This window comes from Asticcacaulis aquaticus (assembly GCF_028550415.1).
Lineage (GTDB): Bacteria > Pseudomonadota > Alphaproteobacteria > Caulobacterales > Caulobacteraceae > Asticcacaulis > Asticcacaulis aquaticus.
Window position 1 is genome coordinate 239,056 of the sequence record NZ_JAQQKX010000001.1, and the last position, 15,230, is coordinate 254,285.

Below are 15,230 nucleotides of genomic sequence, written 5' to 3' on the forward strand. Positions count from 1 at the left end.
AATGACAGGCAGGTGCGGGAAAACCCTAAACCTGCATGATTTCCGCTTCCTTGACCTTGAGCAGTTCGTCGATGCGCTTGATGGCCTCATCGGTGAACTTCTGCACTTCGGTCGTCATCTTCTTTTGTTCGTCCTCGGAAATAACCGAGTCCTTTTCGGCCTTTTTGAGGTCGTCATTGGCGTCGCGGCGAACATTGCGCACGGCGACGCGCTTTTCTTCGGCATATTTGCCGGCGATCTTGGCCAGTTCCTTGCGGCGCTCTTCGGTCAGCGGCGGGATCGGCACGCGCAGGGTCTGACCGTCGGTGATCGGATTGAGGCCCAGACCCGCATTGCGGATGGCTTTTTCCACCGACACCACCAGGCCCTTGTCCCAGACATTGACGCTGATCATACGCGGTTCCGGCACCGAGATCGCGGCGCAGGACAGGATCGACATCGACGACCCGTAGGCGTCGACCGTGATGCCTTCCAGAAGACCCGACGAGGCACGACCGGTGCGCAGGCCGCCGAAATCGTCCTTCAGCGCCACGACCGCCTTGTCCATGCGATCCTTGAATTTATTGAGTTCGGGTTTGCTCATGGCTTTTTATCTCTGGCAGTTGGAGCGGCCTTAAGCCTGCTCGGAAATAACGGTGTGGACGCCCTGGCCGGTGATGACCTTCTTCAGGGCCCCCGGTTCGCGGATCGAAAATACGACGATGGGGATATCGTTCTCGCGCATCAGCGACACGGCGGACGCATCCATGACGCGCAGGTCCTTCGACAGGACGTCCATATAGCTCAGGCGTTCGTAACGTTCCGCCGACGGGTCCTTCTTCGGGTCGGCGGTATAGACGCCGTCAACCGACGTGCCCTTGAACAAGGCGTCGCAGTTCATCTCCGCCGCGCGCAAGGCCGCCGCCGTGTCGGTCGTGAAATAGGGTGCGCCCGTCCCGGCGGCAAAAATCACCACGCGGCCTTTTTCGAGGTGGCGCATGGCCCGGCGACGCACGAAGGGTTCGCACACCGAATTCATCTGGATCGCCGACTGCACGCGCGTGTCGACATCGAGCTTTTCGAGCGCGTTCTGCATGGCCAGCGCGTTCATAACGGTCGCCAGCATGCCCATATAGTCGGCGCTGGAACGCTCCATCCCCACCGCGGCCTTCGACAGGCCCCGGAAAATATTACCGCCACCGATGACGAGGCACAGCTCGACGCCCATCCGCGCGACCTCGGCGACTTCCTCGGCCACGGCCTTGACCGTGTTCATGTCGATGCCGAAGCCCTGCTCGCCCATCAGCACTTCGCCCGAAATCTTCAGGAGGATGCGTTTATAGGTCGGGCTGGCGTCGGTCATGGGTACTCTCAAAAAATCAGACGGGCGATGAATCGGATATAGTCGCGGATGGTCTAACGCAGTTTCATCCCTTTGAACAGAGAAAGGGCGCAGACACCCTGCGGTGCTGCGCCCTTAAACCGTGCATAGATCAAAAGATCAAGCGTTACCGCTCATCATCGAGGCGACTTCGGCAGCGAAATCGTCGACCTTCTTTTCCACGCCTTCGCCCAGGGCGAGACGGGTGAAGCCGGTCACCTTCACGTCGGCGCCGAGCGTCTTGGCCGTGTCGGCAATCAGTTGCTTCACGGTCTGATCCGGGTTCATGACGAAGGGTTGCTCAAGGAGCACGACTTCGCGCTGGAACTTCGAAATCTGACCGTCGACGATCTTGGCGATCATCGCTTCCGGCTTGCCTTCTTCGCGCGCCTTTTCCGTCAGAACGGTGCGCTCACGCTCGACCGCCGCCGGGTCGAGGTCGTCGGACGACAGCGACAGCGGCTGGGTGGCGGCGATGTGCATGGCGATCTTGCGGCCCATGTCGTTCAGGGCGTCAACGTCACCGGCGGACTCAACAGCCACCAGAACGGCGATGCGGCCAAGGTTCGGCGCGATCGCGTTGTGAATGTACGACGCGACGACGCCTTGCGACACCGTGTGCTTGGCCATGCGGCGAACGACCATGTTCTCACCGATATTGGCGATGAGGTTGGTGATTTCGTCGTTGACGGCGGCCTGAACGCCTTCGGCGTCGGCAGCGGCCAGACCGGCCTGAGCGGCATTGCGCGCCAGGTTCTGGAACAGCTCGTTACGCGACACGAAGTCGGTTTCGGCGTTGACTTCGACGGCGACCGAGGTCGTACCGTTCGAGGCGACGGCCACGAGGCCTTCAGCGGCGACGCGGTCGGCCTTCTTGGCGGCCTTGGACAGGCCCTTGGTACGCAGCCAGTCCATGGACGCTTCGACATTGCCCTCGTTCTCGGACAGGGCCTTCTTGCAATCCATCATGCCGGCGCCGGACTTTTCGCGCAGTTCCTTAACGAGTGCAGCAGTAATTTCCGCCATGGAATCCTCCATAAATCTCAAAAAGCTAAACCCTCGGTGGCTCCATAGCCCGAGGGTGTGACAGGTATGTAAAAGACGGAGCCTAATCTAATCAGGCTCCGTCTTGTTCCTGAGTAAATTAGGCTTCGCTGGCTTCTTCGGCGAGCAGGGCCGGCTCGACCGGCGCTTCCGAGGCACCCAGATCGATACCCGAAGCCGACTGACCGGCGGCCAGACCGTCGAGGACGGCGTCGGCGATCAGGTCGCAATACAGTTGCAGGGCGCGGGCAGCGTCGTCGTTGCCCGGAACCGGATAGGTGATGCCGTCCGGATCGGAGTTCGAGTCGAGGATACCGATCACCGGGATGTTCAGCTTGCGGGCTTCCTGGATGGCGATCGATTCCTTGTTGGTGTCGATCACGAACATCAGGTCGGGGATACCGCCCATGTCCTTGATGCCGCCGAGCGACAGTTCCAGCTTCTCACGCTCGCGCGTCAGGGTCAGCAGTTCCTTCTTGGCGCGGCCCGACGGATTGTCGAGAACCTGCTCCAGCTCGCGCAGACGGGCGATCGAACCGGAAATGGTGCGCCAGTTGGTCAGCGTGCCGCCCAGCCAGCGGTGGTTGACATAGTACTGAGCCGAACGCTTGGCGGCGACGGCGACCGGACCGGCGGCCTGACGCTTGGTGCCGACGAACAAGACGCGGCCACCGTTGGCGGCGACTTCACGCACCTTCAGCAGGGCCTGATGGAACAGCGGCAGGGTTTGCGACAGGTCGATGATGTGGATGTTAGAACGCGAACCGAAGAGGTAACGTTCCATCTTCGGGTTCCAGCGGTGGGTCTGGTGACCGAAGTGCGTGCCGGCTTCGAGCAGGGCGCGCATAGACAGTTCAGGCATAGCCATGTGAATCTTCCTTTTTAATTCCGATAGACCTCCGCGGATTGAAAGCTCTGGCAAGCCGGAGCCTCGGAACGGTTGAACGTCGAAATTGCCTTTGAAACAAAGACAATTCAGCCGCCCACCCGCGTATCCGCGTGTGAGATGGTGCGCAACTAGGCACAATCGACGATAAAATCAAGCGATTTTAGGCCGATCTGCTAAAAAGTACGGCACCTTGAGTGGCGGGGTAGTTGAAATCAACCCGATACAGATGAAACGGCTTTGAGGCCGTTGTCTATACATCCTCGCAATATAGGACGCCGTTCATCGATTTCAAGGCACCGCGCAGGCTGGCGTCGAGACGGTAACGATTCGGCATCTTGAGTTCGACCTCGTGTCCGTCGATCTCGCTGAGCAGCGTGATTTCCCCGCCCTGCCCCCGTGCGTTATCCAATTGCACTTTGAAGGCCTCCAGATCGAACCCGCGCGGGGTCACCGTCAGACGCAGGCCCATATCGTCGGTTTTCAGACTGCCCGCCAGCGGATCCGCGGATTCGCCAAAGAAACGCACCTCCCCATCCGCGCCCTTGCAGCGCACCTTGAGCAGGATGGATTGCCCCGGTTCGAGGTTTTCACGGCATTTGCGCAGAGCTTCGGGCTGGAACAGCACTTCGTACTCCCCGCTGGGGTCGGACATGGTGACGAAGGCAAACTTTTCGCCGGTCCGCGCCGAAGCCCGCTCCTGACGGCGGCGGACGACGCCCGCCATACGGAACGCTTCACGCCCTTCCTGAGCCAGCGCGACAGCCTCGGCATAGAGGGTCACCTTACGGCGCTTGAAGACGTCGACCATGTCCTGCAACGGATGCCCGGACAGGTAGAACCCGACCGCCGACAGTTCTTCATCCAGCGCATCGGGACCGGACGCTCTGGGGACATTGGGCAGGCGCGGACGGGATGAATCGTTCGATCCGAACAGGCTGACCTGCGCCGAAGCGCGCTCCGCGGCCATGCTTTGCGCGTGCGCGATCAGCAGATCGGCGCATTGAACTATCTGCGCCCGGTTGGGGTGGATCGAGTCAAACGCCCCGGCCCGCGCCAGATTTTCGATGGCGCGCTTGTTGACCGCCTTAGGGTCGATGCGTTCGAGGAAGTCGAACAGGTCCTTGAACGGCCCGCCTTCGTTACGAATGGCAACGACGGACTGCATGGCTTCGAAGCCGACATTGCGCACCGCGCCCAGGGCATACAGAACCTCGCCGTTTTCCACGTCGAAATCGGCCATGGAGCGGTTTATGTCGGGCGGGCGAATAGTCACGCCGAATTGCCGGGCGTCCTGATAGAAGACCGCCAGCTTATCGGTATTGGCGATATCGAGGCTCATGTTGGCCGCGAAGAATTCGACCGGGTGATTGGCCTTCAGCCAGCCGGTCTGATAGGAAATGAAGGCGTAGGCGGCGGCGTGCGATTTGTTGAAACCGTAGCCGGCGAACTTGTTGACCAGTTCGAAGATCGAGTCCGACTGTTTTTCGGGGACGCCCTTCTCCTTGGCGCCGGAAATAAACCTTGCTTTTTGCAAGTCCATTTCCTCTTTCTTCTTCTTGCCCATGGCGCGGCGCAGAAGGTCGGCTTCGCCGAGGCTGTAGCCCGACAGGATCTGGGCGATCTGCATCACCTGTTCCTGATAGATGATGACGCCGTAGGTTTCCTTGAGCACCGGCTCTAAGCTGGGGTGCAGCATATCGATATCGGCGCGACCGAATTTACGATCGACATAGGTGTCGATATTGTCCATCGGCCCCGGACGATAGAGCGAAATCAGAGCGGTAATTTCCTCGATCGAGCCGCAGCGCATCTTGCGCAGGGTATCGCGCATACCCTGACTTTCAAGCTGGAACACGCCGATCGACTGGCCCGAGGCCAGCAATTCGTAGGTCGTCTTATCGTCCAGCGGCAGGGTCGAATAGTTGACGTCGATATCGCGTTTTTTCAGATAGTGCCAGGCACGGTTCAGGGTCGTCAGGGTCTTGAGGCCGAGAAAGTCGAACTTGACCAGTCCTGCGCTTTCGACCCATTTCATGTTGAACTGCGTCGCCGGGATGTCCGAGCGCGGATCGCGATAGAGCGGCACCAGTTCGGTCAGCTTGCGGTCGCCGATCACGATCCCGGCAGCGTGGGTCGAGGCGTTGCGGTACAGACCTTCCAGTTTAAGCGCCGTATCGAGCAGCTTGGCGACGGTTTCTTCCTCGTCGCGCGCTTCCTTGAGACGCGGCTCGATCTCGACAGCCTGCGCCAGAGTCGTCGGATTGGCCGGGTTGTTCGGCACCATCTTGCACAGACGGTCCACCTGCCCCAGCGGCAACTGCATCACCCGACCAGTATCGCGCAGCACGGCGCGGGCCTGAAGCGTACCGAAGGTAATGATCTGCGCCACGCGATCGCGGCCATACTTGTCCTGAACGTAGGTAATGACCTCTTCGCGACGTTCCTGACAAAAGTCGATATCGAAGTCGGGCATGGATACCCGTTCCGGATTGAGGAAGCGCTCGAACAGCAAGCCGAACCGCAGCGGATCGAGATCGGTGATCAGCAGCGACCACGCCACCAGCGAGCCCGCACCGGACCCCCGGCCCGGCCCGACGGGAATGTCGTGCAGCTTGGCCCATTTGATGAAGTCCGAAACGATCAGGAAGTAGCCAGGGAAGCCCATGCGCTGGATGACGCCGATTTCACGTTCCAGCCGATCCCAGTAGTCCTGTTCCGGAAACGCCGGCTCGACCTGACGCAGACGTTCCTTGAGACCCTCACGCGCCTGAAACGCCAGTTCTTCGTTTTCGTTCCGCCCCGCACCGGTGTCGAAGCGCGGCAGGATCGGATCGCGCTTACCGACCAGAAAGGCGCAGCGCTTGGCGATCTCGATGGTATTGTCGCAGGCTTCGGGCAGGTCGGCGAACAGGTCGCGCATCATAAGCGCCGGTTTCAGCCAGTGATCCTTGGTCACCCGGCGACGATCGGCAACCCCCATGAAGGTACTGTCGGAAATGCACAGCAGAGCCTCGTGGGCCTTGAACATGTCGCGGTCGGCGAAATAGACGTTGTTGGTCGCGACCAGCGGTACGTCGTTGTCATAGGCGAACCTGACCAGACCCGCTTCGGCGGCACCACCGCGCACCCCGCCGTTCGGGCTGCCGTCGTGGCGCTGCAATTCGACATAAAAACGATCCCCGAACGCCGCCTTCATATCCGTCAGGGCCGCCACCGCTTCGTCGGCGCGATTTTGTCTGAACAGAGGGTCGACGGGACCGTCGGGACCGCCCGACAGCAGGATCAGGCCTTCGGCGCATTCGACCACATCCTGCCACAGGACGTGGGGTTCATCCGTCGCGTCGATATCGACATAGGCCTTCGACGATAATCTGGTGAGGTTGAGATAGCCCTGCTCGTTCTGGACGATCAGCACCACGGTCGGGATCTTGGCCCATTTGTCGGAAAGCATCCCGCCGATGCCCTTGACCGGGATGGCAGCAGCGACGATCGGCTGAACACCGGTGTCCTTGCAAACCTGAGAGAATTCGAGCGCGCCGAACAGATTACCGCGGTCGCAGATGGCGATAGCCGGCATATTGGCCTTGGCGGCCAGTTTGCCCATGTCGTAGGCCTTGATCGCGCCTTCGAGCAGCGAATAGGCCGAGCGCACACGCAGATGGACAAACCCGTTTTCGCTCATCGTCGCAACCCTCATACCTATACGGCGGGCAGTCTCAGGCGATTCACCCGATCAGCATAGCCGCCTGACAGACCACGACGACAAAAGCGGCAACAGCGGCGAAAGACAAGATGTTATGAACGGCCAGCATGGTTTCATCCCCTGAATAGACAAGATGTTAATTCATGCTTTGTTCTATATTCCTGATTTGTTCTGCGCGCAAGCATCATTTATGCACACCGTGAACAAATCATGTATTCAATTGATTTATATGGATATATTTTTACGCGTCGGCCTTGGATAATTCGACAAGTTTGCCGTCCTTGAGGCTGACCACCCGGTCCATATGACTGGCCAGTTCCAGATTGTGCGTGGCGATCAGCGCCGCGACCCCCTGACTCTTGACGATATCCCGCAGAGCTTCGAACACCTGTTGAGAGGTCTGGGGATCGAGATTGCCCGTGGGCTCGTCGGCCAGCAGCAGACGTGGCGCATTGACCAAAGCACGGGCGATGGCGACGCGTTGCTGCTCACCGCCGGACAGTTGCGCCGGTTGGTGATCCAAACGTTCGCCGAGCCCCAGTTGTTCCAGAAGCGCCTTCGCTTTCGCTTCGGCTTCTTTCAACGGACGCTTCAACACCCGCTGCGGCAGGGCAACATTGCCGAGCGCCGTAAATTCCGGCAGCAGGTGATGAAACTGATAGACGAAGCCGATCTTGTGCAGGCGGGCGCGGGTGCGGGCAGCCTCCGACGCGTTCTTGAAGTCTTCGCCATCGATGGTCAGGGCGGCCTCTTCGGAGGCCTCCAACAACCCTACACAATGTAACAACGACGACTTACCCGAACCCGACGGGCCGATCAGGCCGACCACTTCGCCCGCGCGCAGGTCGAGATCGACGCCCTTGAGCACCTCAAGCGACTTGCCGCCGCCGACGGCGTAGGACCGCGTCAAACCCTTGAGCGATAAGACGATCTCACTCATAGCGTAAGGCCTCCACGGGTTCGAGCTTGGATGCCCAGAGCGCCGGAAACAGGGTGGCGACGCAGGTGGCCAGCATGGCAAAGCCGACGATGATCAGGACTTCGGTGGGTTCGACCTTGGCCGGGATATAGGCCAGATAATAGACCTCTTCGTTAAACACCTTGACCTTGAAGATGGCCTCGACGACCTGCTGGATCGGGCGGATGAAGACGCAGAACAGCGTGCCGACCGTGACGCCAAGGATCGTGCCGGTGGCGCCGATGATCGAGCCCGACAGGAAGAATATCTTGGTCACCGAGGCGCGGTCCGCCCCTAAGGTGCGCAGGATGGCGATGTCGCGCGTCTTGTTTTTCACCAGCATGACGATACCGGAAATGATGTTCATCGCCGCGATCAGCACGATCAGCATCAGGATCAGGCGCATGACGTTGCGTTCGACCTGAAGCGCGTTCCACAAGGGCGCGTTGCGCTGCGTCCAGTCCTGAACCAGAGCCCCCTCGCCCGCCGCGGCCATGGTCGGGGCGCGGTATTTGGCGATGTCGTACGGGTCCTTGACCTTGATTTCGACGACGTCCCATTCGCCTTCCCGGTCGAAGAACAGTTGCGCCTGCTCCAGCGGCATGAAGACGAAGGCGGCATCGAGTTCCGACACGCCGCTCTTGAAGATGCCGCCGATGATATAGGGTTTACGCCGCGGCACGGCCCCGAACGCGGTCGAGCCATTGGGCGACAGAAGCGTCATCTCGTCGCCGACCGCCACGTTCATTTGCCGCGCGAGGCCTTCGCCGACAAGGATCGTATCTCCGCCATATTCGCCTTCGCCGAAGCCTTTCAGCGACCCTTCCTTGATATTGTCGCGGATGATCGGCGTGTTTTTCAGCATATCGACTTCGACGCCGCGCATATAGGCGAGGCCCGCCTGCGAGAACGGTCCCTGCGCCAGGCCCGGGCTCTCGATATAGGGCGAGGCCTCGATGACGCCGGGGATATCGCGCACGCGCTTCAGCATGGCGTCGCGGTTATCCCAGTCGGTCAAAGGCGCGCCGTAGATATATTGATGACCGTTGAAGGCCAGAACGCGCGACATCAGTTCGTCGCGGAAGCCATTCATCACCGACATGACGATGATCAGCACGGCGACCGCCAGCGTGATGCCGATGAAGCTGATGATGGCGATCAGGGCGATGCCGCCGTCCTTGCGCTTGGTGCGAAGATACCGCAGGGCGAGATCGGTTTCCCAAGCGGAGAATGAGAACAGCGACAAAAGCCCTTGCATCAGTTCGCTTTCGTCAGTTGATCGAGGACAGAGTCGAACGGCGCGGTGTGGCGCTCACCCGTGGCGCGGTTTTTGATTTCGACCTGACCTTCGGCGATGCCCTTGGGGCCGATGATGAGCTGCCACGGGATACCGATGAGGTCCATCGAGGCGAATTTCGCGCCCGGACGATCGTCGGTGTCGTGGTAAAGCACGTCGCGACCGGCGACTTTCAGGGCTTTGTAGGCCTTTTCACACGCCGCATCGCAGGCGGCGTCGCCGACGCGCAGATTGATGACGGCGACGTCGAACGGCGCGACGCTTTCCGGCCAGATGATACCGGCCTCGTCGTGGCTGGCCTCGATGATGCCGCCAATCAGGCGCGACACGCCGACGCCGTAGGAGCCCATGTGCACATTGACCTGCGCGCCGTCGGGGCCGGAGACCTTGGCGCCCATCGGGGCGGAGTACTTCTCGCCGAAATAGAAGATATGACCGACCTCGATGCCGCGCGCCGACAGTTGCTTGTCGGCGGGCACGGCGGCAAACGCCGCTTCGTCGTGCATTTCTTCGGTCGCGGCGTAGAGCGCCGTGCGCTCATCGACGAGGCCTTGCAGGTCGTCCCAGTCGACATCGGCGCCGGGCGCGGGCATGTCGACCAGATCCTTATGGCAAAAGACGGCGCTTTCGCCGGTGTCGGCCAGGATAATGAATTCGTGGCTGAGGTCGCCGCCGATCGGGCCGGTATCGGCGCGCATCGGTACGGCTTTAAGGCCCAGACGCGAGAAGGTGTTCAGATAGGCGATGAACATCCGGTTATAGGCCTGACGCGCCGAAGCTTCGTCGATGTCGAACGAATAGGCGTCCTTCATCAGGAATTCGCGACCGCGCATGACGCCGAAGCGCGGGCGCTGCTCGTCACGGAACTTCCACTGGATGTGGTAGAGGTTCATCGGCAGATCCTTGTAGGACTTGACCGTGCCGCGGAAGATTTCCGTGATCATTTCCTCGTTGGTCGGCCCGTAGAGCAGTTCACGCTCATGACGGTCCTTGATACGCAGCATTTCCTGACCGTAGTCGTCGTAGCGGCCCGACTCGCGCCACAGATCGGCCAGTTGCAGGGTCGGCATCAGAAGCTCGACCGCACCGGCGCGCTGCATTTCCTCGTGGACGATCTTTTCGATCTTGCGCAGGACGCGCAGACCCAGCGGCAGCCAGGCATAGATGCCGGCGGCTTCCTGACGGATCATGCCGGTGCGCAGCATCAGGCGGTGCGACACAATCTGGGCTTCGGAGGGGTTTTCTTTAAGCAGCGGCAGCAGGTAGCGCGACAGGCGCATGGGAATATCCAATAGTTCAGGTGACAGAATTGGCCCGCAACCTATTCAGGTTCGGGCCTTATAATCAATGATAAAAAGGCCGGTTTAAGGCCGGTAGGCGGGAATTTCCGGCATGGGAATCAGGCCGAAATGGATAACGATCAGGGCGATGGCCCACACCACGACGGCAATCACCGTATTGATCAGCAGTTTCTTCTTGAGATTATGGAAGACCGGCGCGCCGGGATCGCCGCCGTCGCGCGTTTCCACCCCCGCCTCGTGGTGGCTGACATTGCCGAACGGCAAGACCGCGAACAGCGTGACCCACCAGATCATCAGGAGAATGGCGATACTTGTCAGCGGGCCCATCAGATCTCCTTGTCGGCAGACGGCGTCTCAGCAGCCGCCTCTTTTTTCTTGTGCGCAGCGACCGCGATGGCAATGAAGATCGGCAGGAAGACGATCCATGGGAAGCTGCTGCGCTTTTTCTTTTCCTCGGCGGGCGCCGTTTGTGACGCCTGAGCCGACACCTGCGGCGTGGCGTGGACCGTCAAGGGCGCCACCGCCGACATCGCCACGATCGACAGAGCGAAAAGATAAGGCTTCATAGGCTTCCCCTTTTATATCTGGCCCTTTCAGATCTGGCTCCTCAGATCAGGCCCGTGGTCTCGTCCAGCCCCAGCACGATGTTGAGGTTCTGCACCGCTGCACCTGACGCCCCTTTGCCGAGATTGTCAAATACCGCCACCAGATTGACCGTGTCGCTGTCCTCGTCGCCGAAGACGTAGATGACCAGTTGGTTGGTGTCACGCAGCGCATCGCCATTCAGCGATTTGGCGGCTTCGGTTTCTTCCGGCGAAGCGACGCGCACGAACGGCTCATCCGCATAGTGGGCGCTGAGGATATTATAGATGGTGGCCAGATCCGGCGCGTCCGGCAGGGCCCACAGGTGCAGCGGCACTTCGACGATCAGGCCCTGCGCGAAATTGGCGACGGTTGGCGAGAAGATCGGCGCGCTTTCCAGTCCCGAATAGAGCTGCATTTCCGGCAGATGCTTGTGTTTCAGGGCCGTGGCGTAGATGCGCTCGTGTCCCTGACCGCCTTCGAACTCGGCGATCATCGCCTTGCCGCCGCCGGTATAGCCCGACAGCGAGGTCGAGGTGACCGGGAAAAACGGCGGCAGGACGCCCATTTCCGTCAGGGGCCGCGTCAGGGCGATGAAGCCGGTGGCGTGGCAGCCGGGATTACTGATGCGCTTCGAGGCGCGGATCAGGTCGCGCTGGTCCTCGGTCATTTCGGGGAAACCGTAGGTCCAGCCCTCGGCGACGCGGTGCGCGGTAGAGGCGTCGATGACGACCGTGTCGGGGTTGTCGATCAGGCTGACGGCTTCGATAGCGGCCTCGTCCGGCAGGCACAGGATGACCACATCGGCGGCGTTCAGCGCGGCACGGCGGGCGTCGAGGTCCTTGCGCTTGTCGTCGGATAAGCGGATCAGTTCGATTTCCGGGCGCGTTTCCAGCCGCTCGCGGATTTGCAGGCCGGTCGTGCCGACTTCGCCGTCGATGAAAACCTTGTGTGACATTCTAGGCCTTTCTGTAGAATAGTTCGGCAGCGTTCTGGATCACGGAATAACCGACCAATACGAGCATCAATGTGACGATGAACAGAGACAACCAAAACCGAATTGGCATTTCTGCCCGGGTCAGTGGCTTGCCGCTTCTGAGGACGCTGTCGGGCCACCTGCCGGTTGTCAGTGATACGCCCACTACATAAATGCAGTAACTGGCAATTGCGACACCTGCGAGCAGTTGGCAGACGTGATTCAACACTAACAGGCCTCTCCAGACAAAGAAAAAGCGCTTCGGTTGCCCGAAGCGCTTTTCCGCATGAGTTTTTGGCTCGTGCGATTAACGCTTCGAGAACTGGAACGAACGGCGAGCCTTGGCGCGGCCGTACTTCTTGCGCTCGACGACGCGCGAGTCGCGCGTCAGGAAGCCAGCGGCCTTAAGGGCCGGACGCAGGGCGGGCTCATAATAGGTCAGCGCCTTCGACAGGCCGTGGCGGATGGCGCCGGCCTGACCCGAAAGACCCGAACCCTGAACCGAGACGATCACGTCGAACTGCGTCGCGCGGTCGGTCAGGTTGAGCGGCTGAGCGATCATCATGCGCAGAACCGGACGTGCGAAATACACTTCCTGTTCGCGGTCGTTGATGATCCACTTGCCCGAACCCGGCTTGATCCAGACGCGGGCGATGGCGTTCTTGCGCTTGCCGGTGGCATAGGCGCGACCGTACTTGTCGAGTTGCTGAACGCGCTCGACCGGGGCGGCTTCGGGGTTCGACGACAGGGAAGCGAGGGCTTCCAGGCCTTGAGCTTGAACTTCAGACATTCTTAGACGCTCCGGACGTTCTTGCGGTTCAGGGCCTTGAAGTCGACGACTTCCGGCTGCTGAGCTTCATGGGGATGTTCGCTGCCGGCGTAGATACGCAGGTGGGTCATTTGGGCGCGAGCCAAAGGCGATTCCTTCGGCAGCATGCGCTCGACGGCCTTGGTCAGGACGCGCTCGGGGTACTTGCCGCCGAGGATCTGACCCATGGTGCGTTGCTTGACGCCGCCCGGGTGACCGGTGTGCCAGTAGAAGATCTTGTCGGCCAGCTTGTTGCCGGTGTAGTGGACCTTGTCAGCGTTGATAACGATGACATAGTCGCCCGAATCGACGTGCGGGGTGTAGGTCGGCAGGTGCTTGCCGCGAAGACGCATGGCGATGAAAGATGCCAGACGGCCGACAACGGCGTCCTGAGCGTCGATCACGATCCACTTCTTCTCGACATTGGCGGGCTTCAGCGCCGCGGTTGTGGAGGTAAGCATGGGAGATTCCTTTGGTGAATCCGGGATTTGAAAAGGCGTTTCCCGCCGCAGACAAAGCCACCGCCGGAAAAGGTTGAGCGCGTATAGACGAGGCATATGGCCGCGTCAACTTTTATTTTTGATAAAAATACGTGCAGCACATTGATTTTGCTAAGAAAAATGAACTAGGTATTAAATTACCGCATTTATCTGTCACAAAAACGTACCTGTTTTGACTTTACAAGCCGCGCCGCAGCCCTGAAATCAGGCTCAGTCACTTGTGTAAGGTCCCCCGATGTCCCTCTCCCGCCGCTCCGTCCTTTCGTCCTCGCTGGCCACCTCGACCGCCTTTACCGGGATGGCCCTGTGGCTCAACAAGGCCGAGGCCCAGACCGTTCCGGCGAACGTGCACCATATTACCGAGGGCGCACCGGACACCTATATCAACCAGATCGAAGGCTACGGCCCGCTGGTCAAGGACCCCAAGGGTCTGATCGATCTGCCGGAAGGCTTCTCCTATAAAGTCATCTCCGTTCAGGGCGAGACCATGAGCGACGGCCTGAAAGTGCCGGGCAAGCACGACGGCATGGCCTGTTTCCCGCACGGCAAGGACACCGTCGCCCTCGTCCGCAACCACGAGGTCAAGTACTCGGTGGCCAAGGTCGGGCCGTTCGGTGATACGAATGAGCTGTTTTCCAGGATCGACGCCGACAAGGTCTATGATTTCGCGCCCGACGGTCGCCCGCTGCACGGCGGCACGACGACGCTCATCTATAATGTCAAAGAGCAGAAGCTGGTCAGCCACCACCTGTCGCTGGTCGGCACCTCGACTAACTGCGCCGGTGGGCCGACGCCCTGGGGTTCCTGGCTGACCTGCGAGGAGACCGAGCAGCAGGCCCCCAACGGCGTCAAAAAGGACCACGGCTACGTTTTTGAGGTGCCGTCGTCGGCCACCGGCCTCGTCAAGGCCGAGCCGATCCGCGCCATGGGGCGCTTCGACCACGAAGCCGTCGCCATCGATCCGAAGACCGGCATCGTCTATCTGACCGAGGACAAGGTCGATTCGGCCTTCTACCGCTTCATTCCGAAGGTGCCGGGCAAGATGCTCGAAGGCGGAAAGTTGCAAGCCCTTGTCATCAGGGATCACCCGCACGCCCTCACCGCCAACAAGGACAGCCTGTTCTGGAAACAGGGCGACTGGTTCGAGACCGAATGGGTCGATCTGGAGGACGTCGAAAGCCCGAACAACGACCTGCGCAATCGCGCCCACGCCAAGGGTGCGGCGCAGTTTTCGCGCGAGGAAGGCATCTTCTTCGGCGAAGGCGAGCTTTATTTCACCTGCACCTCCGGCGGGCCGGGCCTGAACGGCCAGATCATGCGCTATGTGCCGAGCCTCTATGAAGGCACTGAGAAAGAGGCGCAGGCGCGCGGTCGTATCCAGTTGTTTGCCGAGCCGAACAACGACCTCGTCTTCGACTATGTCGACAATATCGTCGTTTCGCCGCGCGGTCAGATCTTCGCCTGCGAAGACCGCTATTCCGACACGCTGAAAAACCACATCCGCATCCTGACGCGCGAAGGCAAGGTCGCGACCTTCGCCCGTAACGTCGATGCGAAAAACTCCGAATGGGCGGGCGTGTGCTTCTCGCCGGACGGCTCGACCATGTTCGTCAATCTGCAGGCCAATGGCTGGACCGTGGTGATCACCGGACCGTGGGATAAGTTCAAGGCGTAAGACGCCAAAGGCCTCGGAAGCCCGGGGCCTTTTCATATTGCCCGAGTAATATTTCACCCCTTTTCCACAGCATTTTACGGTTGTATTTACCCCGGATTCACCGTCCGCGATCTATTCTGACGACCTCATTGCTCATT

Annotated in this window: 14 protein-coding genes; 1 reads left to right on the top strand and 13 read right to left on the bottom strand. The window is 60.3% G+C overall.

Annotation, left to right across the window (positions count from 1 at the left end):
• Positions 1-25 precede the first annotated feature (25 nt).
• The 13 genes from frr to rplM form a co-directional block, all read right to left on the bottom strand.
• Complete coding sequence (gene frr, locus PQU92_RS01130; RefSeq protein WP_272746377.1) at positions 26-583, bottom strand: ribosome recycling factor; 558 nt, start codon at positions 581-583, stop codon at positions 26-28.
• Positions 584-613: 30 nt separating this feature from the next.
• Complete coding sequence (gene pyrH / locus PQU92_RS01135; RefSeq protein ID WP_272746378.1) at positions 614-1,342, bottom strand: UMP kinase; 729 nt, start codon at positions 1,340-1,342, stop codon at positions 614-616.
• 138 nt (positions 1,343-1,480) lie between these two features.
• A complete protein-coding gene (gene tsf / locus PQU92_RS01140; protein WP_272746379.1) occupies positions 1,481-2,386 on the bottom strand; it encodes a translation elongation factor Ts in 906 nt (301 codons plus the stop codon).
• 118 nt (positions 2,387-2,504) lie between these two features.
• The gene (rpsB, locus tag PQU92_RS01145; protein WP_272746380.1) at positions 2,505-3,272 is read right to left on the bottom strand and encodes a 30S ribosomal protein S2; all 768 of its coding nucleotides are present in this window, start codon (positions 3,270-3,272) and stop codon (positions 2,505-2,507) included.
• Between the two features lie 271 nt (positions 3,273-3,543).
• Complete coding sequence (gene dnaE, locus PQU92_RS01150) at positions 3,544-6,975, bottom strand: DNA polymerase III subunit alpha (RefSeq protein WP_272746381.1); 3,432 nt, start codon at positions 6,973-6,975, stop codon at positions 3,544-3,546.
• Positions 6,976-7,237: 262 nt separating this feature from the next.
• Positions 7,238-7,936, bottom strand: coding sequence for an ABC transporter ATP-binding protein (locus PQU92_RS01155; RefSeq protein ID WP_272746382.1), 699 nt, complete (start codon positions 7,934-7,936; stop codon positions 7,238-7,240).
• Positions 7,929-9,212 (bottom strand): lipoprotein-releasing ABC transporter permease subunit, encoded by a 1,284-nt coding sequence (locus PQU92_RS01160; protein WP_272746383.1) that lies wholly within the window; start codon positions 9,210-9,212, stop codon positions 7,929-7,931. The genes PQU92_RS01155 and PQU92_RS01160 overlap by 8 nt, the downstream gene beginning before the upstream one ends.
• A complete protein-coding gene (gene proS, locus PQU92_RS01165; RefSeq protein ID WP_272746384.1) occupies positions 9,212-10,531 on the bottom strand; it encodes a proline--tRNA ligase in 1,320 nt (439 codons plus the stop codon). Before proS ends, PQU92_RS01160 begins: the two co-directional genes overlap by 1 nt.
• An 84-nt stretch (positions 10,532-10,615) precedes the next feature.
• Complete coding sequence (locus PQU92_RS01170) at positions 10,616-10,879, bottom strand: DUF1467 family protein (protein ID WP_272746385.1); 264 nt, start codon at positions 10,877-10,879, stop codon at positions 10,616-10,618.
• Positions 10,879-11,118: a hypothetical protein gene (locus tag PQU92_RS01175; RefSeq protein WP_272746386.1), complete on the bottom strand. Its 240-nt coding sequence runs from the start codon at positions 11,116-11,118 to the stop codon at positions 10,879-10,881. Before PQU92_RS01175 ends, PQU92_RS01170 begins: the two co-directional genes overlap by 1 nt.
• 41 nt (positions 11,119-11,159) lie before the next feature.
• The gene (gene argC / locus PQU92_RS01180) at positions 11,160-12,092 is read right to left on the bottom strand and encodes an N-acetyl-gamma-glutamyl-phosphate reductase (protein ID WP_272746387.1); all 933 of its coding nucleotides are present in this window, start codon (positions 12,090-12,092) and stop codon (positions 11,160-11,162) included.
• Between the two features lie 325 nt (positions 12,093-12,417).
• Complete coding sequence (rpsI, locus tag PQU92_RS01185) at positions 12,418-12,900, bottom strand: 30S ribosomal protein S9 (RefSeq protein WP_272746388.1); 483 nt, start codon at positions 12,898-12,900, stop codon at positions 12,418-12,420.
• Between the two features lie 2 nt (positions 12,901-12,902).
• Entirely contained in the window at positions 12,903-13,379 is a 477-nt protein-coding gene (gene rplM, locus PQU92_RS01190) for a 50S ribosomal protein L13 (RefSeq protein ID WP_272746389.1), read from the bottom strand.
• A 274-nt stretch (positions 13,380-13,653) separates the two neighbouring features.
• Between rplM and PQU92_RS01195 the strand changes: the two genes are divergently transcribed.
• Positions 13,654-15,093 (top strand): alkaline phosphatase PhoX, encoded by a 1,440-nt coding sequence (locus PQU92_RS01195; RefSeq protein WP_272746390.1) that lies wholly within the window; start codon positions 13,654-13,656, stop codon positions 15,091-15,093.
• Positions 15,094-15,230: the final 137 nt, after the last annotated feature.

Excerpts from the sequence above, each read along its gene's own strand:
- argC (WP_272746387.1), bottom strand. The coding sequence starts at position 12,092 with ATGTCACACAAGGTTTTCATCGACGGCGAAGTCGGCACGACCGGCCTG.
- PQU92_RS01160 (WP_272746383.1), bottom strand. The coding sequence starts at position 9,212 with ATGCAAGGGCTTTTGTCGCTGTTCTCATTCTCCGCTTGGGAAACCGAT.
- rpsB (WP_272746380.1), bottom strand. The coding sequence starts at position 3,272 with ATGGCTATGCCTGAACTGTCTATGCGCGCCCTGCTCGAAGCCGGCACG.
- PQU92_RS01195 (WP_272746390.1), top strand. The coding sequence starts at position 13,654 with ATGTCCCTCTCCCGCCGCTCCGTCCTTTCGTCCTCGCTGGCCACCTCG.
- rpsI (WP_272746388.1), bottom strand. The coding sequence starts at position 12,900 with ATGTCTGAAGTTCAAGCTCAAGGCCTGGAAGCCCTCGCTTCCCTGTCG.
- tsf (WP_272746379.1), bottom strand. The coding sequence starts at position 2,386 with ATGGCGGAAATTACTGCTGCACTCGTTAAGGAACTGCGCGAAAAGTCC.
- rplM (WP_272746389.1), bottom strand. The coding sequence starts at position 13,379 with ATGCTTACCTCCACAACCGCGGCGCTGAAGCCCGCCAATGTCGAGAAG.
- proS (WP_272746384.1), bottom strand. The coding sequence starts at position 10,531 with ATGCGCCTGTCGCGCTACCTGCTGCCGCTGCTTAAAGAAAACCCCTCC.
- PQU92_RS01175 (WP_272746386.1), bottom strand. The coding sequence starts at position 11,118 with ATGAAGCCTTATCTTTTCGCTCTGTCGATCGTGGCGATGTCGGCGGTG.
- frr (WP_272746377.1), bottom strand. The coding sequence starts at position 583 with ATGAGCAAACCCGAACTCAATAAATTCAAGGATCGCATGGACAAGGCG.
- PQU92_RS01170 (WP_272746385.1), bottom strand. The coding sequence starts at position 10,879 with ATGGGCCCGCTGACAAGTATCGCCATTCTCCTGATGATCTGGTGGGTC.
- PQU92_RS01155 (WP_272746382.1), bottom strand. The coding sequence starts at position 7,936 with ATGAGTGAGATCGTCTTATCGCTCAAGGGTTTGACGCGGTCCTACGCC.
- dnaE (WP_272746381.1), bottom strand. The coding sequence starts at position 6,975 with ATGAGCGAAAACGGGTTTGTCCATCTGCGTGTGCGCTCGGCCTATTCG.
- pyrH (WP_272746378.1), bottom strand. The coding sequence starts at position 1,342 with ATGACCGACGCCAGCCCGACCTATAAACGCATCCTCCTGAAGATTTCG.